The following is a 19,445-nucleotide window of genomic DNA, read 5'->3' on the forward strand; positions in this document are numbered from 1 at the left end:
TTGCGTGCGCGCAGGAGGATGCCTTGCCGATGAATGCCAAGCTTGCCTGGGACGATTTCCGGCTGATCAAGGCCATCGCCGATCATGACGGGCTGACCGGGGCGGCGGCGGCGCTCTCGGTCAATCATTCGACCGTGTTCCGGCGGCTCGGCCAGATCGAGGAGCTCGTCGGCCTCCCACTCTTCGAGCGGCGCAAGACCGGCTATGTCGCGACGGTCGCCGGTGCCGAGATGGCGGCGCTGGCGAGCCGCATGGACGAGGACGTCACCGCCTTCGCCCGGCGCCTTGCCGGGCGGGACGTAGCCCCGTCGGGCGAGTTGCGGATCACCACGACCGACACGCTCTACCAGAACGTGCTGCTGCCGATCTTCGCCGCCTTCCGCAAGGCGCATCCGCTCATCCGCCTCGATGTCGTCATTGGCAACCAGGCCCTCAACCTGTCGAAGCGCGACGCCGATATCGCGATCCGCGCCAGCGACACGCCGGGCGAGACGCTGGTCGGCCGGCGCATCGCCACCATCGCCTGGGCGATCTATGGCCGCGCCGCGGACGGCATCGCGCCCGAGGAGGAGGCCAGCCCCGCCCTGCTCTACCAGCGCGACTGGGTCGCGCTCGGCGACCAGCTCTCGCATGTGAAGGCGGCCCGCTTCGTGCGCGAGCATGTCGCCCCGGAGCGGATCGCGCTGAAGAGCTCGGCCGTGCTCGGGATCGCCGAGGCGGTGGCGCAGGGCCTCGGCATCGGCCCGCTGCCCTGCTTCATCGCCGATCAGCGATCGGACCTGATCCGGCTGCTGCCGCCCAATCCGGATTTCGCCACGGGCCTCTGGGTCTTGACCCATCCCGATATCCGGCATGTGCCGCGCGTGCGCGCCTTCATGGATTTCTGCAGCAACGAGCTGGCGCGGCAGCGGGCGCTGTTCGAGGGGTAGGCGCCTGCGCAGACCTGATCTCACTTTATGGCCGCGACATGGCCCCAGCTCGTCATGCTCGCCCTTGTGGCGAGCATCCACGTCTTGAACACCACCTTCGACCCGCGAAGACGTGGATGGTCGCCACAAGGGCGAGCATGACGGAAGCAATGACGGCGTGGTCCCGTGCAACCTCAGCCGATCTCGACGACCACCCGGCCCTTTACCTTGCCCTCGACGATCGCCTTGCCCGTCTCGATCACCGCTTCCAGCGGGATCGTCGTGGTGATCAGGGCGAGCTTGTCGCGGTCGAGATCGCTGGCGAGGCGCGCCCACGCCTCGATCCGGCGCGGTTTCGGGCACATCACCGAATCGACGCCGAGAAGCGCGACGCCGCGCAGGATGAAGGGCGCGACAGAAGCCGGCAAGTCCATGCCCTGCGCCAGCCCGCAGGCGGCGATGGCGCCGCCGTACTTGGTCATCGAGAGCAGGTTCGCCAGGGTATGGGAGCCGACGGCATCGACGCCGGCGATCCAGCGCTCCTTGCCGAGCGGCCGGCCGGGCGCCGCCAGTTCGTTCCGGTCGATGATTTCGGCCGCGCCCAGGCTCTTGAGGTAATCGGCCTCCTCGGCCCGGCCGGTCGAGGCGATGACATGCCAGCCGGCCTTGGCCAAAAGCGCGATCGCGACCGAGCCGACGCCGCCGGCAGCGCCGGTGACCACGACCGGACCATCAGAGGGCTTCAGGCCGTGCTTCTCCAGCGCGAGCACGCAGAGCATGGCGGTGTAGCCGGCGGTGCCGACGGCCATCGCCTCGGCGGGGGTAAGTCCTTCCGGCAGCGGCACCAGCCAGTCGCCCTTGACCCTGCTCTTTTGGGCGTAGGCCCCGAGATGGGTCTCGCCCGTGCCCCAGCCATTGAGCACGACGAGGTCGCCAGGCTTGAAATCGGGATGATCGGAGGCCTCGACCCGGCCAGCGAAATCGATGCCGGGAATCATCGGCCAGCGGCGCACCACCGGCGCCTTGCCGGTGACGGCGAGCCCGTCCTTGTAGTTCACCGTCGAATGCGTGACGCGGACGGTGACATCGCCCTCCATCAGGTCGCTCTCGGCGAAATCGGTGAAGGCGAGGTTCGGGCCGGCCTCGCCCTTGGTCGCCACGAGGGCCTTGAACGTCGTCATGACATGCTCCCGAGCATTCAAACGCGAAGGCCGACAAGGTTGCAGCGGCGTGGCGCCACCGCAACCCCATCGGCCGTGTATAGACGCGTCTTCCCGATCAGGCAGGCTGCGCTTCCGGCCGGCTCACCGGGCGTTCGACGATCGGCAGGTTGATCAGGGCCGAGGCGACGCCGAGCGCGACCGAGAGCCACCAGACGAACTGGTAATTGCCCATCGATTCGTAGAGCACGCCGCCAAGCCAGACGCCGAGGAAACCACCCACCTGATGCGAGAAGAAGGCGAAACCGTAGAGCATCGCCATGTACTTGGTGCCGAACATCAGCATCACTAGCGAGGAGGTCGGCGGCACGGTCGAGAGCCAGAACAGGCCGATGACGATGCCGAAGGTGATCGCAGTCACAGGGCTCGGCGGCAGCAGGATGAAGGCGGCGATCGCGACCGCGCGGCCAAGATAGATCCAGGCGAGGAGATGGCGCTTCGGCATCCGCGTCGAGAGCCAGCCCGAGGACAACGAACCGACGGCATTGGCGAGACCGATCACTGCGAGCGTCCAGCCGCCAACCCAGGCCGGCAGGCCGGCATCCTTGAGATAGGCCGGCATATGCACGGTGATGAAGGCGAGCTGGAAGCCGCAGGTGAAGAAGCCGAGCACGAGCAGGACGTAGCTGCGGTGCTTGAAGGCCTCGCCCAGCGCCTGCGCGATCGTCTGATTGGGCAGGTTGGCCGCGGCTGCGCCCACCGCGGCGCCGGTCTTGCGCGTCGCCATGACGATCGAGATCGGCAGGATCGGCAGCAGCGTGAAGGCGAAGACGACGAGCGCCTGCTGCCAGCCCAGCGTCTCGATCAGGATGTTGCCGATCGGCGGAAACAGGAATTGGCCGAAGGAGCCGGCCGCCGTTCCGGCGCCGAAGGCCATCGGCCGCCACTGCTCCGGCAGCAGCTTGCCGAAGGCGGCGAGCACGAGATTGAACGAGCACGCCGAAAGGCCGAATCCGATCAGCACGCCGGCGCCGAGATGGAGCTGCAGCGGTGTCGTCGCATACGCCATCATCACGAGGCCGGCTGCATAAAGGATCGCGCCGACGCAGAGCACGCGCACCGTGCCGTAGCGATCGGCGATCGCACCGGCGAAGGGCGCACCAAGGCCCCAGAGCAGGTTCTGGATCGCCAGCGCCAGGCCGAAAATGTCACGGCCCCAGTTGAACTGGACCGTCATCGGGATCTGGAACAGGCCGGCGCTGGCGCGCGGCCCGAAGGTAATCAGGGCGATCAGGCAGCCGGCGGCGACGATGATCTCCGGAGCGTAGCTGCGCGCTGGCGTGGACGTCATGGCTATCTCCGATAGCGTCGAATGTGTGGCTACACGTTAGCGGCCCGACCGCAGGGCAACCAGCGCGATTTCGTGAAATCTCGCATCACCACAAAGCATGGAAGGCAAGAAGGCACGCGCCGTTAACCGGCGCTCAACCTTACCGAGGCGATAACGGATTCCAACGAAGGCGCGCTGGGTCGGCCGCGTTTTTCGTTCCGTGCGATCGGGACGGGTTTTGTCGCTTTGAGTCATTGGCGTGTGCACAGGCATGGGCGGAAGGCGCGCCCCCTCGGCATCAGATGGGCCGCGAGCACCGTCGCGCCCTGGGCCCTGTCCGTCGGCATGCTCGTTTCCTTCACCGCCTCCGCCGGCCAGAATTTCGGACCGACCGGCCTGCCGTCCAGCGCCATCGCCCGCGTCGCGCCGGGTCCCGTCTCCGAACTGGCCGAGGGCCCTTCGATGCTGGTCGCGGCCAGCGCCTTCCGGCTGCCCGGCCTCGCGCTCACATCCGCCGTCACGCAGGCGAAGCTGTCCTTCGAGGACCCCGAGCGCCGCATCGTCGTCGATCCGCGCGCCCCGCGCGAAGACATGAAGCGCACCGCCGCCGCGACCTTCCCCGAGGTCGACCGCACCGCCAAGGGCGACATGCTGCCGAGCCTGCGGCCGGGCCTCTCGGAGCATCCGTCGATCGAGCTGGAGCGCGTCGTCTTCGGCGACACCCAGCCGACGCTGATCTCGGGAGGGTTCTCGCTCGACGCCATGCGCGCGGCGGAAGCCGTGGACGGGCCGCAGACCGGTTTCGAGCCCTATGCCGACGACGAAGGCCTGACCGACCCGGCCCTGTCCGATTCCTCGCCCGTCTCGCCGTTGAAACCGAAGATCACCTCGGCGCGGCAGGCCGAGCTGCATCTGGAAAGCATCGACGGTTCGTCGCCTTCCGCCCCGCGGACCAGCAAGACCTCGACGCTCACGCCGCTCGTCGGCTCGATGATCGGCACGCTGACCCCCCCGGCCCTGCCGGCTCATGCCGCCCCGCAGCAGCGCGGGCGGATCGCGCTGGCCTCGGCGCCTGCCAATCGCGACCTGCGCCTCGCCGAGCCTGGCGTGAAGCAGGACTACACCAGCCTGATCGCGCCGGAGAACATGGCGAAGGAGCAGCGCTGCCTCGCCGAGGCCGTCTATTTCGAGGCCCGATCCGAGTCGCTCATGGGCCAGGCCGCCGTGGCGCAGGTGGTGCTGAACCGCGTGAAAAGCGGCCTCTATCCGAGCAGCGTCTGCGGCGTGGTCTACCAGAACAGCAACCGCTATCTTGCCTGCCAGTTCACCTTCACCTGCGAAGGCAAGTCGCTGCGCATCACCGAGCCCGCGTCCTGGCGCGATGCGGTCAGGATCGCGCGCGAAGTCTATGACGGCACGACCTATCTGGCGGAAGTCGGCGCCTCGACGCATTACCACGCCAATTACGTGCGGCCTTACTGGGCGAAGAAGCTCAAGAAGATGGATACGATCGGCCAGCATGTCTTCTACCAGCTGCGGCCGGGGCAGACCTGAGCGCACGGCCGCCATTCCGTTAACGTGCTTTCATGCGACATGCGCCCGCGCGAAGATCGTGGAATCGCTAAAATGCGAGTGGTTTCCTTCACTTGCCGGCAAGCGGAGTGAATGAGCCCCACAGGTGGCAACTGGTTAATTTTACCTTGTTTTAGCGTTTACCTTGCGTTCATCACTCTGAACGGGCTTCCTGTCTTCAACGAACGGCGCCTGGCGCCGGAACCGACAGAGTCAGGTCCAACATGGTGCGCTCGCTTTCCACAGGGGTCATCGCCGCTTCCAGCCTTGCAGCCGCGCTCGTGCTCGGCGCCTCGGTCGCCCAGGCCGGCGGCGGCTGCCGCGGCTCCGCCTGCTACAACCTCGTCACCACGCCGCCGGTCTACGGCTCGATCAACGAGACCTATCAGGTCCGTCCGGCCCAGGTGCAGCGCCGCGTCGTCCCGGCCGAATACGAGACGGTCACCGACACCGTGATGATCGCTCCGGAGCGCCGTATCCCGCATCACCGCGCCGCCGTCTACGAGACCGTGACCGAGAAGGTGATGATCTCGCCGGCCACCCGCCGCTGGGACGTGACCCGCGACGCCTATGGCAATACCGTCGGCTGCTGGATCGATGTTCCCGCCCGCTACGGCTACCGGAGCCGCCGCGTCGAGGTTTCCCCGGCGAGCGTCGATTACGAGACGGTTCCGGCCGTCTACACGCAGCGCCAGCGCCAGGTGATGGTGCGTCCGACCCAGGTGGTGCGGGACGAAATCCCCGCCGTCTACGCGACCCGGCAGCGCCAGGTGATGGTCAGCCCCGGTTCGCAGTATTGGTCCCGTTCCCGCTACTGAGCGGGCCGGGACAGAGTTTCACGCAGACCCTTTTATACCCACGGAACGACCACTTTCACCCCGGCCTTCGCGCCGGGGTTTTTTCTTGGGCGCTCGCAGCACCGCCGTCATTCCGGACAAGCCGTGACAGCGGCGCCGATCCGTGATCCATCGCCAGGCAATGCGCTTTGCGATGGATTCCGGGTCTGCGCTTCGCTTGTCCGAAATGACGACGTGAATGGGAATTGCGCGCTCAGGCGAACTTGCCGCCGAGCAGGACGATGCAGACGCCGAGGACGAAGGCGAGGAAGCGGGCGGGCATGCCGACCAGCGTTCCGGGCGGGCGGCCGGCCGCATAGCCGACGAGCAGTTCGACGAAGCCCAAGCCCAGCAGCACCATGGCGAAGGGCGGCAGGGCTCCATCGGGAGCGACGAAGCCGGCGCGGACGGCCCAGGCGACGACGGCGCCGAGGACCGCGCCGAGCGCGATGAACAGAAGCTCGTTTCGCGACAGGCGCATCGTCAGGCAGCCCTTTGTCAGCGCCGGCGGAAGTTCTGGCGCGGCGGACCGCCCGGAGCGGGACCGGCGGTCTTCTGGCGGAAATTGATGCGGCCGCGATCGAGGTCGTAGGGCGACATCTCGACGATGACGCGGTCGCCCGCAATGGTCCGGATGCGGTTCTTCTTCATCTTGCCGGCGGCATAGGCCAGGATGACATGGTCGTTGTCGAGCTTCACCCGATAGTTGCCATCCGGGAGCACCTCGACCACGGTGCCGTCGAATTCAAGCAGTTCTTCTTTCGCCATCTGTCGTCCTTCGTGAGCCCTAGGGCGCGTGGACGGGCCGCCTCGTGGCGCAGCCCGCCCGATTATATCGTCGATCGCGCGTCAGCGCGCGCGCCGCCGGGCGCCGTTGGTGCGTGGTTGCTGTGTTCTTTGCTGCAAGAACGCGACGCCGCCAAGCCCTTCTTTTGCGGAAACGCCGTCTTTTCGCTGTGCCGCCTGCTCAGGGCGCGGGGCACGCTCGGGGTGACGCGGGCGTTCGTGACGCTCCTGGCGCGGGCCGCCATTGGCGGCGTGGTTGCGCTGGCCGCCCTCACCCGGCTTGCCGCCGCGCGGCTGCTGCTGTCCTTGTGGGCGAGCCTGCTGCTGGCCCTGCGGGCGGCCTTGCTGCTGGCCCTGCGGGCGGCCTGGACCACGCCCGCCACCGTTCTGCTGCTGGCCACGCCCGCCGCCGCGCTGGTTCTGCGGCGGCTTCTTCGGCGTGCGGCCGTCCCAATAAGGAACCGCGCCGATCGGGGTGATCGCAACCTTGGTCAGCTTCTCGATGGCGGCGAGATCGCCGCGCTCTTCCGGCGTGCAGAAGGCGATGGCGAGGCCCGACGCGCCGGCACGCGCCGTGCGGCCGATGCGGTGGACATAGGTCTCCGGCACGTTCGGCAGATCGAAATTGACGACATGGCTGATGCCGTCGACATCGATGCCGCGGGCGGCGATATCGGTAGCGACGAGGATGCGCAGGCTGCCGTAGCGGAAGGCGCCGAGTGCCCGCTCACGCTGGCTCTGGCTCTTGTTGCCATGGATCGCGGCCGCCTCGATGCCGGAGGCGCCGAGCTGGCGCACGACCTTGTCGGCCCCATGCTTGGTGCGGGTGAAGACGATGGCGCGCTCGAGCTCGGGCACGTTCAGCGTCTTCGCCAGCAGCGCCGGCTTGTCACTGGCTTCAGTGAAGATGACGCGCTGGTCGATCTTCTCGGCGGTGGTCGCGACCGGCGCCACCGCGACCTCGACCGGATCGGTCAGGTAGGCTGAGGCGATCTCGCGGATCGGCTTCGGCATGGTCGCCGAGAAGAGCAGCGTGTGGCGCTCCTTCGGGATCAGGGTCGCGATGCGGCGCAGCGCGTGGATGAAGCCGAGATCGAGCATCTGGTCGGCCTCGTCGAGGACGAGGAACTCGATCTCGCGCAGCGAGACGGCACGCTGGTCGACGAGGTCGAGCAGGCGGCCGGGCGTGGCGACGAGGATGTCGACCTTTTCGCCGAGCGCACGGATCTGCTTGCCGACGGGCACGCCGCCGAAGATCACCGTCGATTTCAGCGAGGTATGGCGGGCATAGGTGCGGATGCTGGCTTCGATCTGGGCCGAGAGCTCGCGCGTCGGCGACAGGATGAGCGCCCGCACGGCGCGGGCCGGCATCTGGCGCGGCCTGGCGAGCAGCCGATGCAGCATCGGCAGCGAGAAGGCAGCGGTCTTGCCGGTGCCGGTCTGGGCGGCGCCGAGCAGGTCGCGGCCCTGCAGGATATGGGGGATCGCCTGCGCCTGGATCGGCGTGGGCGTTTCATAGCCCTCGGCCGCGAGCGCCTTGAGAAGGGGCTCGGCGAGGCCGAGATCGGTAAATTTGGTCAAGAAGGATCTTTCCGGACGCCGCGATGCGAGGGGCGCATGTGGGTTTCGGCTGCGCCGCAGGCTCGCATCCGGCCTGACTTGTCATTTTAGTCGGACCTGCCGGCGAACCGCTAGCCACAGCGCCGGCAGGCTTGTCGTGGACCGGGGGCGCTATGGCATCGGACCGAAAAGTGGGTTCCACTTTTCGGAGAATTCGATGCGATAACGAAGAGACCGATCATCGTGACCGCGCCCTATCGGGCGCGCGATGATCGAGGCCTTCCCGGTCGATCAGTATCGGCTCAGGCGACGACGAGGTTGCCGGCCGAGGTCTTGCCGGTCTTGCGATCGGCAACGAGTTCGTAGGAGACGACCTGGCCGTCGCGCAGCTCGCGGAGACCCGCGCGCTCGACAGCGGAGATGTGGACGAACACGTCCTGGCCGCCGTTCTCAGGGGTGATGAAGCCGTAGCCCTTGGTGGCGTTGAACCACTTCACGGTGCCCTTTTCCATAATTCCAGAATCCTTACGTTTCAGATCCGCGTATCGTTGCGACCCAGAGCTCGACGCGCGGACGTCTTGCAGTGGTATTGTAGCGATGTGTGGTGGATCTGAATCGTGCCCGCCGACCGGATTACCCGCGCGGAGGATTGGCCAGAACCCGGCCGCATCTCGTCATACATCGGTACGGATAGCATGAAATGCAAGAAGGGTCCAGCAAGGGCCTAAACCGCCGGAAGTTCAGGCGGATGGGCCGATCTCCCGCAGAATTCCCGTCAACCCGCCGAGATCGCCGATCCTGCGGTAGCGGTCATGCCCCGCCGGCTCCTCGGCATGTTCCAGCGCCCAGGTGAGGTCATGCGGCACGTGGACCGCCCATGAGCCCGCTTCCAAAGCCGGCAGGATGTCGGACTTCAAGGAATTGCCGACCATCATCGCCCGCCCTGCCCCGTCGCCGTGGCGGGCGAAGATGCGGCCATAGGTCTCCGGCTTCTTGTCGCTGACGATCTCGACCGCATGGAAGAATTCGCCGAGGCCGGACTGCGCGAGCTTGCGCTCCTGGTCGAAGAGATCGCCCTTGGTGATCATTACCAGACGGTAGTCGCCGGATAACGTCCGGAGCGTTTCGTTCACATGCGGCAGGGTCTCGACGGGATGGGCGGCCATCTCGCGGCCGGCGGCGAGGATCTCGCCGATCACGGAGGCCGGCACCTGCCCCCGTGTGATCTCGATCGCCGTCTCGATCATCGAGAGCACGAAACCCTTGATGCCGAAACCGTAGAAGCCGAGATTGCGCTTCTCGGCTTCGAGCAGGCGCCCGGAAATCTCCGCAGCCTCGCCGTGCTCGCCGAGCAGCGCAACGAAGCGATCCTCCGTCATCCGGAAGAACTGCTCGTTCTGCCAGAGCGTATCGTCGGCATCGAAGCCGATGGTGGTGAGATTCAAGGGCACGGCCACCTCGTCATGGTCGGGCCTGTTCCGACCATCCACGTCTTCTCTCGGGCAATCCAGAGGTCAAGACATGGATGCTCGCCACAAGGGCGAGCATGACGGCTTGTTCCCCGCGCCCGCTGTCCTTCAACCATCCTTCGGCTTGATCGCGCCCAAAGCCGCCTGCGCGGCAGCAAGGCGCGCGATCGGAACGCGGAAGGGCGAGCAGGAGACGTAGTCGAGGCCGACGCTCTCGCAGAAGCCGATCGAGGCGGGATCGCCGCCATGCTCGCCGCAGATGCCGAGCTTGATGCCGGAACGTGTCTTGCGGCCGCGCTCGGCCGCGAGCTTGACCAGTTCGCCGACGCCGTCCTGATCGATGGTGACGAAGGGATCAGCGTCGAGCAGCCCCTTGGCGGTGTAGGAGCCGAGGAAGGAGGAGGCGTCGTCGCGGCTGATGCCGAGTGTCGTCTGGGTCAGGTCGTTGGTGCCGAAGGAGAAGAACTCGGCGCTTTCGGCGATCTCGGCGGCGCGCAACGCAGCGCGCGGCAATTCGATCATCGTGCCGACCTGATAGTCGATCTTCGTGCCGCTCTCCTCGATCACGGCCCTGGCCATGGCGTCGATCCGCGCCTTGACGAGGTCGAGCTCGGGCTTGCCCATGACGAGCGGCACCATCACCTCGGGAATCACCGGCTTGCCGGTCTCCTTGGCGGCGATGACGGCCGCCTCGAAGATGGCGCGCGCCTGCATCTCGGCGATTTCCGGGAAGGCCACCGCCAGGCGGCAGCCGCGGAAGCCGAGCATCGGATTGAACTCGTGCAATTCGGCGGCGCGATGCTTCAGCGCATCCGGCGTGACGCCGAGCGCGGCCGCGACCTCGCCGATCTCCTTGTCGCCATGCGGCAGGAACTCGTGCAGCGGCGGATCAAGCAGGCGGATCGTCACCGGCAGGCCGCTCATGATGCTGAAGAGCTGGACGAAGTCCTGGCGCTGCACCGGCAGGAGCTTGGCGAGCGCCGCCCGCCGGCCCTTGTCGTCATGGGCGAGGATCATCTCGCGGACAGCCTGGATGCGATCCCCTTCGAAGAACATGTGCTCGGTGCGGCACAGCCCGATGCCCTCGGCGCCGAATTCGCGCGCGGTCCTGGCGTCCTCGGGCGTCTCGGCATTGGCGCGAACCTTGAGGCGGCGGACCTTGTCGGCCCAGCCCATCAGCGTCGCGAACTCACCGGAGAGCTCCGGCTTCTGCATCCTGATCTCGCCGAGCAGGACCTGGCCGTTGCCGCCATCGATCGTGACGAAATCGCCGGCCTTCAGCGTGGTCGGGCCGACGGAGAGCGTGCCCTTGGCATAGTCGATGCGGAGCTGGCCGGCGCCGGACACGCAAGGCTTGCCCATGCCGCGCGCGACGACCGCCGCATGCGAGGTCATGCCGCCGCGCGAGGTCAGGATACCCTCGGCGGCATGCATGCCGTGGATGTCCTCGGGGCTCGTCTCGACGCGCACGAGGATGACCTTGCGGCCGGCCTTCCTGGCGGCCTCGGCATCGTCGGAATTGAAGACGATCTCGCCGGCGGCGGCGCCGGGCGAGGCCGGCAGGCCGGTGGTCAGCACGCGGCGCTCGGCCCTGGGGTCGATGGTCGGATGCAGGAGCTGGTCGAGCGCGCCGGGCTCGACGCGGCCGACGGCCTCCTCCTGCGTGATCAGGCCTTCGGTCGCGAGCTCGACCGCGATGCGGAGCGCCGCCTTGGCGGTTCGCTTGCCGGACCGGGTCTGCAGCATCCAGAGCTTGCCCTCCTGGATGGTGAACTCCATGTCCTGCATGTCGCGATAATGCTTCTCCAGGATGCCATAGATGCGGCAGAGCTCGGCATAGGCCTCCGGCATCTCCCGTTCCATCGAAGGCTTGTCGGAGCCGGCCTCGATGCGCGCAGCCTCGGTGATGTCCTGCGGCGTACGGATGCCGGCGACGACGTCCTCGCCCTGGGCGTTGATCAGGAACTCGCCGTAGAGCGCGTTCTCTCCGGTCGAAGGATTGCGGGTGAAGGCGACGCCGGTCGCGGAGGTGTCGCCCATGTTGCCGAACACCATGGACTGGACGTTGACCGCCGTGCCCCAGCTCGCGGGGATGCTGTTCAGCTCGCGATACTTGATGGCGCGGGCGTTCATCCAGGACGAAAACACGGCGCCGACCGCGCCCCAGAGCTGCTTCTGCGGCTCCTGCGGAAAGTCGGAGCCGAGCTCCTTCTTCACGATCTCCTTGTATTTTCCGACGAGCAGCTTCCAGTCGGCCGCCGACAAATCGGTGTCGAGATGGAGGCCCTTGCGTTCCTTGTAGTCCTCCAGCGCCTCCTCGAAGAGGCCGTGATCCACGTCGAGCACGACGTTGGAATACATGGTGATGAAGCGGCGATAGCTGTCCCATGCGAAACGCTCGTCACCCGAGGCCTTGGCGACGGCCTCGACCGTCTCGTCGTTAAGGCCGAGATTGAGGACGGTGTCCATCATGCCCGGCATCGAGGCGCGGGCGCCCGAACGGACGGAGACGAGCAGCGGATTGGCGGGGTCGCCGAAGGTCTTGCCGGTGAGCTTGGCCATGCCGGCGAGCGCGGCCTCGACCTGTCCGTCGAGCTCGGCCGGGAAGCTCTTGCCGTTGTCGTAATAGGCCGTGCAGACCTCGGTGGTGATGGTGAAGCCGGGCGGAACGGGCAGGCCCAGATTGCTCATCTCGGCGAGGTTCGCGCCCTTGCCGCCGAGCAGGTTCTTCATTCCCGCCTCACCTTCGGCCTTGCCGTCGCCGAAGGTGTAGACCCACTTCCCACCTGCCATCACATAGCCTCTTCTGTTCAACCGGACGAGGCAAACGCCGCGCCGGCGCGAAAGTTTCGTGTGCGTGCCGCCGATGACTTATGGTCGTCGGCAGCGGGGACGAGGCGCTCATGCCCAAACCGGCATGAACAATCAATGAGCGTGTGCAGCATCGACTGATGCAGCGCAATAGCACGGCTGGGTTGCGTCAGGCTCCCTTCCCGCGTGCAGCCCGGGGCCAGCGCAGCGGCCAGTTGACGATGCGCTCGGCGACTTCGTCCTCCGGAAGCTCGTCTTCGTTGGCGAAGACGCGGCCGCGCACGGAGACGCCGGCTGCAACCACCGTCTCGGGATCACCCGAGACCAGCGGATGCCACCAGGGCAGGTCCTTGCCTTCGGCGACGAGGCGATAGCCGCAGGTCGGCGGCAGCCAGGGCAGCGTGCGGACCTCCTCGGGCGTCAGCGTCACGCAGTCCGGCACCTTCAGCGAACGGTTCGGATAGTCCCGGCAGCGGCAGGTGCCGGCCTCGAACAGGCGGCAGCCGACATCGGTCGCGAAGATGCGCCCGGTATCCTCGTCCTCGAGCTTGACGAGGCAGCAGCGACCGCAGCCATCGCAGAGCGATTCCCACTGCTCGGTGGTCATCGCCTCCAGCGGCGTCGTCAGCCAGAAGGGCTGCATTTTCGGCGGGGTCCGCGTCATGGCAGGCTTATGCGCCTGCCGGCGGCAAGATGGAAGGCCAATCCCATTCTCGCCCGCTGGTCCCAAGCCGAGGCCGTCGCGCCAACGCATTTCCCGTTCCCCGCGTGAAATTTACCGTCCCACCTCTTATCCGGGCGCCGGGCGCCCCTATGTGTCCATTCCCGGGCGGTATCCTGTTGCCAAGACGACAAGCACGCGGCAGGAGTTAGGCGGGGGTCATTCGGGAAGCCTGGATAAGGCCATGGAGTTCAGGAAGGCGGGCTGGAGGACGCGGCTGAAGCGCTTCGCGCTGGCTGCCGACTCGTGGCTGGATGCCGGCCTGTGGGGCGCTGGCCATCGCGCCGGCGAAATCCATGAACGCATCCGCAGCGCGGCCGACCGCCTGACCGTCAGCGGCGGCAAGCGCATCGCGGCCGAATTCGCCAGCGAAGGCCTGAATATCGGCATCGTCGGCGCCATCATCCTGCTGATGCTGGCCTTGCCCGCCTTCCGGATCGGCAACGAGGAGGCGCTCAGGAACCAGGTCTTCGCCGTCACCTTCCTCGACCGCTACGGCACGCCGATCGGCCATCGCGGCGCCCGGCACGACGATTCCCTGAAGCTGGAGGAGATGCCGGACCATCTGCTCAAGGCCGTGCTCGCCACCGAGGACCGCCGCTTCTACGACCATTTCGGCATCGATCTGATCGGCACCCTGCGGGCGGTGACGGTCAATGCTCGTGCCTCCGGCGTTGTCCAGGGCGGCTCGTCGCTGACCCAGCAACTCGCCAAGAACCTCTTCCTCAACAACGAGCGCTCGCTCGACCGCAAGATCAAGGAAGCCTTCCTCGCCCTGTGGCTTGAGACGCGGCTGACCAAGAACGAGATCCTCAAGCTCTATCTCGACCGTGCGTATATGGGCGGGGGCACCTTCGGCGCGGCGGCCGCGGCGGAGTATTATTTCGGCAAGTCGGTGCGGGACGTCTCGCTGGCCGAGGCGGCGATGCTCGCCGGCCTGTTCAAGGCGCCGACGAAATACGCCCCCCATGTCAACCTGCCCGCCGCACGTGCGCGGGCCAACGACGTGCTCAACGCCATGGTCGATGCCGGCTTCATGACGGCCGGCCAGGTCGACAGTGCCAAGCGCAATCCGGCGACGCCGATCGACCGCAAGCGCGATTCCAGCCCCGACTACTATCTCGACTGGGCCTTCGACGCGGTGAAGGAACTTGCGAGCGAGGGCAAGCTCGGTGCCGATCGCGTGCTGACGGTGAAGACGCCGCATGATTCCGCGATCCAGGAGCGCGCCGACGAAGCAGTGGAATCCATCCTGCGCCAGCACGGCCCCGGCTATCGCGTGAAGCAGGCGGCAACCGTCGTGATGGACCCCGACGGGGCCGTGCGCGCCATCGTCGGCGGCCGGGACTACGGCGCGAGCCAGTTCAACCGGGCAACGGCGGGCCTGCGCCAGCCCGGATCCTCGTTCAAGCCCTTCGTCTATGCCGCTGCGCTTTCGGCCGGGCTCTACAAGCCCAATACGATCGTCACCGACCGGCCGGTCTGCATCGGCAACTGGTGCCCGAACAATTACGGGCGCTCCTATGCCGGCTCGATGCCGCTGACGGTGGCGCTGGCGAAATCGATCAACACGATCCCCGTGCAGATGTCGATCGCCATGGGGCGCGCCACCGGCGAGACGCACGAGGCGCGCGCGGCCGCGATCGGACGCCGGAAGATCGTCGAGACTGCCCATGCCATGGGCCTGACCACGCCGCTGACCGATACCGTCTCGCTGCCGATCGGGGCCGGCGAGGTCACGGTGATCGACATGGCGGCCGGCTATTCGGTGCTCGCCAATGGCGGGCGCCGGGCAAAACCCTATGCCGCGATCGAGATCGCCAATTCGCAGGGCGAGGTGATCTATCGCCATGACCGCGACGAGCCGGAGCCGAAGCAGGTGCTGAGCCCGCAGGTGGCGCAGGACATGAACTTCATGCTGTCGAAGGTACCCACCGAGGGCACCGCGCGGCGCGCCGCGCTCGACGGCGTCGTCACGGCCGGCAAGACAGGCACCACCAACGGCTACAAGGACGCCTGGTATGTCGGCTATTCCGGCAATCTCGTCGGCGCCGTCTGGTTCGGCAACGACAATTCCGCCGAGACCGCGAACATGACGGGCGGCTCGCTGCCGGCGATGACATGGAAGGAGATCATGCAGTTCGCCCATCAGGGGCTGGAGCTGAAGCCGATCCCCGGCGTGCCCGCGGCTGATCCCAAGGGCGCGACGGTCGCCAAGGCCGGCAGCTCCGCGACGTCAGCCGGCGCCCTGCCCGGCCCCGGCGCCGGCCATATGCCGCGCCAGTCCTTCGAGGTGCTCTCGGCCGTCGGGTCGATGTTCAAATCCGTCGAGCCGCGGCGTATCGCGAGCCGCCCCATCCAGGTCGGCATCCGCGAGATCTCGGGCAGCGAACCGCGGCTGCGCTGAAGGCGCGAGCGGTTGACGATAGTGAGTGCGGACGGTCAACTCTCCCTCGTCATGGAAACGCGGGTCATCCCGGACGCAGCGAAGCGGAGATCCGGGATCCATGCCTGAACCTTGACTGGAAACGCTCCGGCATGGATCCCGGGTCCAAGCCCGGGATGACGGCGTGTTTCTGCAGGCAATCAGCGGTCTCAACCGGAAGGATAACGTGCGGATTCTCGACCTCGCCTATATTCTCGCACTCGGTGCCGGGCTCGGCCTCGGTTCCGCCCATTGGGCGGTGGCCGGACGCCCGGCGATCGGCCGGGTCGAGGTCGGCGCCTGGACGGCCTGGCCGCGCAGCGGCAGCCGCGAGGTCGATCCCTATATGCGGGCCTATCTCGCTCGCGGCGTCCATCTGCCGTTCGGCTCCGGCGAGGGGCTTGAGCTGATCGCCGGGCGCGACGACCAGGGGCAGGCACTGGACGGACGCTGTCGCTACGAGCTATCCGGCGCGACGCCGACGACACGCGGCTGGACCATCGGCATCACCGATGGCGACGGGCTGCCCTTCCGTCTGCCGCTGCAGCGCACGAGCTTCACCGATTCGGAGATCGTTCGTCCTGAGGATGGCGGCCTCGCCATCATCGCCTCGGCGGCGCCGGAGGCCGGCAACTGGCTGCCCTTGCCGGCAAGCGGGCGCTTCCAGATCCGCCTGCGGCTCTACGATACGCCGATCTCCAGCCAGACCGGGGAGACGCGGACCTCCAACCTGCCGCGCATCGCGCGCGTCGATTGCCGATGAGCGCCGTCAGCCACGATCCGCCGGCGCAACACGGCCCGCCCTTCGCGAGCTGGCGGCTGCGGCTGCGCGCCGGTTTCGCCCGCCTCGTCATGACGACGCTGGCGGGGCTGATCCTCGCGGCGATCGTGCATATCGTCACGATCCTGGCGATTCCTGCCCTCTCCCGGCAGGACGCATCCCATGCCTATCGCGATATCGGCGGCGAGGGCCACGCGGAGCCGGTGCCCTCCCCCGGCAACAGCCGTGGCCTGCCGGCGCTGCGCGAGGCCGATCCGAACGCCGTCACCGCCATCTGCAGCTACGATCTGTCGGCCGGACCTATGCGGGTGGTCGCGCGGACCGGAACGCTGCCGCTCGGCCTGACGCTCCATCGGCAGGGCGGCGGCGTGCTCTACGCCATCACCGACCGCGCCGCGATCCGCGGGACGCTGGAATTCCTGATCATGACCGAGGAACAGCGCGACGAGCGCATCGCCGCCGACGAGGATGGCGAGACCAGCCGCGAATTGCGCATCGTCTCCGATACCGAGCAGGGCCTGATCGTGGCCCGCGTGCTGCTGCGCCTGCCCTCCGACCGGGCCGATGCCGAAGCACTCGCGACCGGCGTCGCCTGCGGGGCGGCGAATTGAACTCGGGGAATCCCTCTCCTGTCAGGAGAGGGGCAGGGGTGAGGTGTAGGCCCCTAGACAAGTTCAGCGCTAATCTCACCGCTGAGCAGCGACCATACCACAGCAAACAACATAGGGGCCTACCCCTCACCCTGCCCTCTCCCTCGGGAGAGGGTTCCCCACGCGATCTCAAACGACGTCGTGAGTTCCAGCCCTACCCCTTGTAGACCACCGGGCGCTTGCCGCCTTCGCCGAAGGCGCCGTTGAGCTGCATCTGGCAGAGCGGCCTGGCTTCCATCTCCAGCGCCATGATCGCCCGCTCGGCCTTTACCGCTTCGCGAGAGGGCATTTCGACGACGAGATTGGCCAACGCGTGGCGATAGCTACGGATACGGAAATCGACGCGCTCGCAGACCCAGAAGACCAGGCCCTCGTTCTCGACGATGCGCGCCTGCGCCGGCTCCTGCTTGTCGGCGGGCACGTCGGGAGAGGCTTCGGCGGTGCGCATCCGAACCCGGTCCATGTTCACCACGCGGGCCGCATTGGCCCGGAACGGGCCGATCAGCAGGCGGTCGGCATTGGCATCCTCGGCCAGCCGGTTGTAGCGCGAGGCCTGCGAGGCGAATGATCTCGCGGTCAGCCCGCGGAAATAATCGGAGACATCGGTCGACTGGGCCGCGACCGGCAGGATGCGGGTATGGGCGAGATTGGACACCTCGCCCTGGAAGACGCTGTTCGGGCTGGACGGCATGACGAAGCGCCAGGCGCGGTCACGCATCCGCTCCTCGTCATCGGTCAGGCGGAAATAGGACGTATCTTCTCCACGGAAAGTCGCGGACCAGTAGCCGGCCTCGGGCGCGACGAGCTGGGACCAGATCGTCGGGCGCGGCCGGCCGAGATCGCCCGTCGTGGCGGTGCAGGCGGATACGGAGACCGCCGCCAGCAGGGCGAGCGGCAGCTTGACCGGCCCTCGTGTCACGCAGGCTGCCTGCGCGGGCTCTTGCGCGCTGCGACCTTGCGGGGGCGTGTCGCGGCGGAGGCCTTCGCGGCCGTTGGCCGGGCCTCGGGTGCGCGCTCGTAGCGCACGCCGGTGAAGAACAGGATGTCCGCCGTCCGCTGCGGAAGGGAGCAGGCCTGGGCCTGTCGCGGGCGCCGCTGTGGCGCGAAGGGGATGACGATGGCCATGACGCGCCTCCTTATCCAGCGCCAGAGTTGCAACGCGAGAATCGGCGAGGTGCGGAAAGCACCCCGTCGCAGGCCCCGCATGCCCATCAGGCCCGGACATGGTTAACGCGGCCTTAACGGTCGGGGATTAATGCTGCTCCATCTTCGGTTTCCCAGCCCGAGCCTGTCATGCCCGCATCCGTTTCCAAGGAACTCGCCGATCTCGCACGCCTGGCGCGCGAGGGTGGGCTCGACCTCAGCCCGATCTCGCTGCGGGTGAAAGCGGACCTGCTGCTCTCGACGCCCTACCCCTCTTCGGCCGATCTCGCCGCATTCAGCGAGATGGCGGAGGCGCTGCTGCCCGGTATCGACGAAGCGACGGCGCTGATCCTGGCGCGCAAGCTCGCCGGCTGGCCGCATACGCCGGCCCCGGTCCTGGCCGGGCTCGCCGCCAAGGGCGGCGCCGTGCTCGCGGAACTGGTGCGCCATGGCATGCCGTTGCCGGAAGGCGAGATCGAGCGCCTCGTCGAAACCGGCGACGAGGCGATGCGCGCCGCCCTCGCAGCGCGCGGTGATCTCACTAGCCAGGCCGTCGTCATGCTGGCATCGCATGCGGATCGCGCGCTCGACCTCGCCCTGATCGCCAATCGCAATGCCCCGATGCCCCGCGCCGCCGTGGACCTGCTGATCCCGCGGGCGCGGATCGAACCGGCCTACCGGCCCGGCCTGCTCGCGCGCCCCGACCTGTCCAATCTCGAGCTCGCGCCGCTCTTCCTCCATGCCGGCGCCGAGCGGCGCCTCGCGATCATCGAATCACTGATGGCCCGCGAGGCGCTGCATCCCAGCGACAGGCGCCCTGCCCTGTCCGGCCCGGCCTTCGCCGGCTGGCTCGGTCTCGCGGCCGAGGATCGCGACGCCGCCTTTGCCGCCATCGCCGACCATCTCGGCGGCGGCGCGGCCCTCGCAAGTGCCATCGCTGCCGACGGGTCGAGGGATCTCGCAGCGCTCGCACTGACCGCGAGCGGCACCACGGTCGAGGAAGCGACGCGCTTCCTGATCCGGCTCGGCGACGACGCTGCCCATTCGGTCGAACGCATTTTCGCGCTGGTCGCGCTGATGCGCTCGGTCAGGCCCGCCATCGCCTTCCGGCTAGCCATGCATATCGCGGGTACGGCAGCGACCACTCCGCAGCGGCGCGGCCAGCACCAGCCCGCCATGGATCCGAGCGGCACGCCGTCGCGCGCCGGCCAGGCCCGGCCGGAAGCGCAGCCGGCCATGTCGGAGGTCCTCGGCAAGATCGGGGCGAAGCGCGAGCGCGGCTGAGCCGGCGCG

General features: G+C 67.6%; 18 protein-coding genes. 7 read left to right on the top strand and 11 right to left on the bottom strand.

Annotated features, from left to right (window positions below):
• Window positions 1-29: 29 nt before the first annotated feature.
• Entirely contained in the window at window positions 30-929 is a 900-nt protein-coding gene (locus tag OCUBac02_RS18035) for a LysR family transcriptional regulator (protein WP_173047602.1), read from the top strand.
• A gap of 173 nt (window positions 930-1,102) precedes the next feature.
• Here the strand turns inward: OCUBac02_RS18035 and acuI are convergent, their stop codons facing one another.
• Entirely contained in the window at window positions 1,103-2,089 is a 987-nt protein-coding gene (gene acuI / locus OCUBac02_RS18040) for an acrylyl-CoA reductase (NADPH) (RefSeq protein WP_173047604.1), read from the bottom strand.
• A 97-nt stretch (window positions 2,090-2,186) separates the two neighbouring features.
• Window positions 2,187-3,419 (bottom strand): MFS transporter, encoded by a 1,233-nt coding sequence (locus tag OCUBac02_RS18045; RefSeq protein ID WP_173047606.1) that lies wholly within the window; start codon window positions 3,417-3,419, stop codon window positions 2,187-2,189.
• Window positions 3,420-3,743: 324 nt separating this feature from the next.
• Between OCUBac02_RS18045 and OCUBac02_RS18050 the strand changes: the two genes are divergently transcribed.
• Both OCUBac02_RS18050 and OCUBac02_RS18055 read left to right on the top strand, forming a co-directional pair.
• A complete protein-coding gene (locus OCUBac02_RS18050; protein ID WP_173047608.1) occupies window positions 3,744-4,952 on the top strand; it encodes a cell wall hydrolase in 1,209 nt (402 codons plus the stop codon).
• A gap of 242 nt (window positions 4,953-5,194) precedes the next feature.
• Entirely contained in the window at window positions 5,195-5,788 is a 594-nt protein-coding gene (locus OCUBac02_RS18055; RefSeq protein ID WP_173047610.1) for a hypothetical protein, read from the top strand.
• Between the two features lie 232 nt (window positions 5,789-6,020).
• Here OCUBac02_RS18055 and OCUBac02_RS18060 read toward each other — a convergent pair whose 3' ends face one another.
• The 7 genes from OCUBac02_RS18060 to OCUBac02_RS18090 all read right to left on the bottom strand — a co-directional run bounded on the left by OCUBac02_RS18060 (window position 6,021) and on the right by OCUBac02_RS18090 (window position 13,096).
• Window positions 6,021-6,287, bottom strand: a complete 267-nt coding sequence (locus OCUBac02_RS18060) for a hypothetical protein (protein ID WP_173047612.1) — start codon at window positions 6,285-6,287, stop codon at window positions 6,021-6,023.
• Between the two features lie 17 nt (window positions 6,288-6,304).
• Window positions 6,305-6,574: a translation initiation factor IF-1 gene (gene infA / locus OCUBac02_RS18065; RefSeq protein WP_047578165.1), complete on the bottom strand. Its 270-nt coding sequence runs from the start codon at window positions 6,572-6,574 to the stop codon at window positions 6,305-6,307.
• An 81-nt stretch (window positions 6,575-6,655) separates the two neighbouring features.
• Window positions 6,656-8,173: a DEAD/DEAH box helicase gene (locus OCUBac02_RS18070; RefSeq protein ID WP_173047614.1), complete on the bottom strand. Its 1,518-nt coding sequence runs from the start codon at window positions 8,171-8,173 to the stop codon at window positions 6,656-6,658.
• A gap of 281 nt (window positions 8,174-8,454) precedes the next feature.
• A complete protein-coding gene (locus OCUBac02_RS18075; RefSeq protein ID WP_047578161.1) occupies window positions 8,455-8,664 on the bottom strand; it encodes a cold-shock protein in 210 nt (69 codons plus the stop codon).
• Window positions 8,665-8,892: 228 nt separating this feature from the next.
• Window positions 8,893-9,642 carry an HAD family hydrolase gene (locus tag OCUBac02_RS18080; protein WP_244638974.1) on the bottom strand — a complete coding sequence of 250 codons (750 nt, stop codon included), beginning with the start codon at window positions 9,640-9,642 and terminating at the stop codon, window positions 8,893-8,895.
• Between the two features lie 87 nt (window positions 9,643-9,729).
• Window positions 9,730-12,414: a pyruvate, phosphate dikinase gene (gene ppdK, locus OCUBac02_RS18085; protein WP_173047616.1), complete on the bottom strand. Its 2,685-nt coding sequence runs from the start codon at window positions 12,412-12,414 to the stop codon at window positions 9,730-9,732.
• Window positions 12,415-12,601: 187 nt separating this feature from the next.
• A complete protein-coding gene (locus OCUBac02_RS18090; RefSeq protein WP_244638975.1) occupies window positions 12,602-13,096 on the bottom strand; it encodes a YcgN family cysteine cluster protein in 495 nt (164 codons plus the stop codon).
• Window positions 13,097-13,337: 241 nt separating this feature from the next.
• Here OCUBac02_RS18090 and OCUBac02_RS18095 point away from each other — a divergent pair, with 241 nt between their 5' ends.
• From OCUBac02_RS18095 to OCUBac02_RS18105, 3 genes are all read left to right on the top strand, one after another.
• A complete protein-coding gene (locus tag OCUBac02_RS18095; protein ID WP_173047618.1) occupies window positions 13,338-15,560 on the top strand; it encodes a transglycosylase domain-containing protein in 2,223 nt (740 codons plus the stop codon).
• A gap of 163 nt (window positions 15,561-15,723) precedes the next feature.
• On the top strand, window positions 15,724-16,341 hold the full coding sequence (locus OCUBac02_RS18100) for a DUF1214 domain-containing protein (RefSeq protein WP_173047620.1): 618 nt from the start codon (window positions 15,724-15,726) through the stop codon (window positions 16,339-16,341).
• Entirely contained in the window at window positions 16,338-16,970 is a 633-nt protein-coding gene (locus tag OCUBac02_RS18105; protein WP_173047622.1) for a DUF1254 domain-containing protein, read from the top strand. Before OCUBac02_RS18100 ends, OCUBac02_RS18105 begins: the two co-directional genes overlap by 4 nt.
• A gap of 193 nt (window positions 16,971-17,163) precedes the next feature.
• Here OCUBac02_RS18105 and OCUBac02_RS18110 read toward each other — a convergent pair whose 3' ends face one another.
• Both OCUBac02_RS18110 and OCUBac02_RS18115 read right to left on the bottom strand, forming a co-directional pair.
• Window positions 17,164-17,928, bottom strand: a complete 765-nt coding sequence (locus OCUBac02_RS18110; RefSeq protein ID WP_173047624.1) for a hypothetical protein — start codon at window positions 17,926-17,928, stop codon at window positions 17,164-17,166.
• A complete protein-coding gene (locus OCUBac02_RS18115; RefSeq protein ID WP_173042964.1) occupies window positions 17,925-18,134 on the bottom strand; it encodes a hypothetical protein in 210 nt (69 codons plus the stop codon). Before OCUBac02_RS18115 ends, OCUBac02_RS18110 begins: the two co-directional genes overlap by 4 nt.
• Before the next feature lie 168 nt (window positions 18,135-18,302).
• On the opposite strand from OCUBac02_RS18115, the gene OCUBac02_RS18120 reads away from it, so the two are divergent.
• Window positions 18,303-19,436: a DUF2336 domain-containing protein gene (locus OCUBac02_RS18120; protein ID WP_173047626.1), complete on the top strand. Its 1,134-nt coding sequence runs from the start codon at window positions 18,303-18,305 to the stop codon at window positions 19,434-19,436.
• The last annotated feature ends 9 nt before the right edge of the window (window positions 19,437-19,445 follow it).

Source organism: Bosea sp. ANAM02 (genome assembly GCF_011764485.1).
Taxonomy (GTDB): Bacteria; Pseudomonadota; Alphaproteobacteria; order Rhizobiales; family Beijerinckiaceae; genus Allobosea.

Bases quoted from the DNA above. Each gene is read 5' to 3' on its own strand.
- OCUBac02_RS18035 (WP_173047602.1), top strand. From the start codon at position 30: ATGAATGCCAAGCTTGCCTGGGACGATTTCCGGCTGATCAAGGCCATC.
- acuI (WP_173047604.1), bottom strand. From the start codon at position 2,089: ATGACGACGTTCAAGGCCCTCGTGGCGACCAAGGGCGAGGCCGGCCCG.
- OCUBac02_RS18045 (WP_173047606.1), bottom strand. From the start codon at position 3,419: ATGACGTCCACGCCAGCGCGCAGCTACGCTCCGGAGATCATCGTCGCC.
- OCUBac02_RS18050 (WP_173047608.1), top strand. From the start codon at position 3,744: ATGCTCGTTTCCTTCACCGCCTCCGCCGGCCAGAATTTCGGACCGACC.
- OCUBac02_RS18055 (WP_173047610.1), top strand. From the start codon at position 5,195: ATGGTGCGCTCGCTTTCCACAGGGGTCATCGCCGCTTCCAGCCTTGCA.
- OCUBac02_RS18060 (WP_173047612.1), bottom strand. From the start codon at position 6,287: ATGCGCCTGTCGCGAAACGAGCTTCTGTTCATCGCGCTCGGCGCGGTC.
- infA (WP_047578165.1), bottom strand. From the start codon at position 6,574: ATGGCGAAAGAAGAACTGCTTGAATTCGACGGCACCGTGGTCGAGGTG.
- OCUBac02_RS18075 (WP_047578161.1), bottom strand. From the start codon at position 8,664: ATGGAAAAGGGCACCGTGAAGTGGTTCAACGCCACCAAGGGCTACGGC.
- ppdK (WP_173047616.1), bottom strand. From the start codon at position 12,414: ATGGCAGGTGGGAAGTGGGTCTACACCTTCGGCGACGGCAAGGCCGAA.
- OCUBac02_RS18090 (WP_244638975.1), bottom strand. From the start codon at position 13,096: ATGACGCGGACCCCGCCGAAAATGCAGCCCTTCTGGCTGACGACGCCG.
- OCUBac02_RS18095 (WP_173047618.1), top strand. From the start codon at position 13,338: ATGGAGTTCAGGAAGGCGGGCTGGAGGACGCGGCTGAAGCGCTTCGCG.
- OCUBac02_RS18105 (WP_173047622.1), top strand. From the start codon at position 16,338: ATGAGCGCCGTCAGCCACGATCCGCCGGCGCAACACGGCCCGCCCTTC.
- OCUBac02_RS18115 (WP_173042964.1), bottom strand. From the start codon at position 18,134: ATGGCCATCGTCATCCCCTTCGCGCCACAGCGGCGCCCGCGACAGGCC.
- OCUBac02_RS18120 (WP_173047626.1), top strand. From the start codon at position 18,303: ATGCCCGCATCCGTTTCCAAGGAACTCGCCGATCTCGCACGCCTGGCG.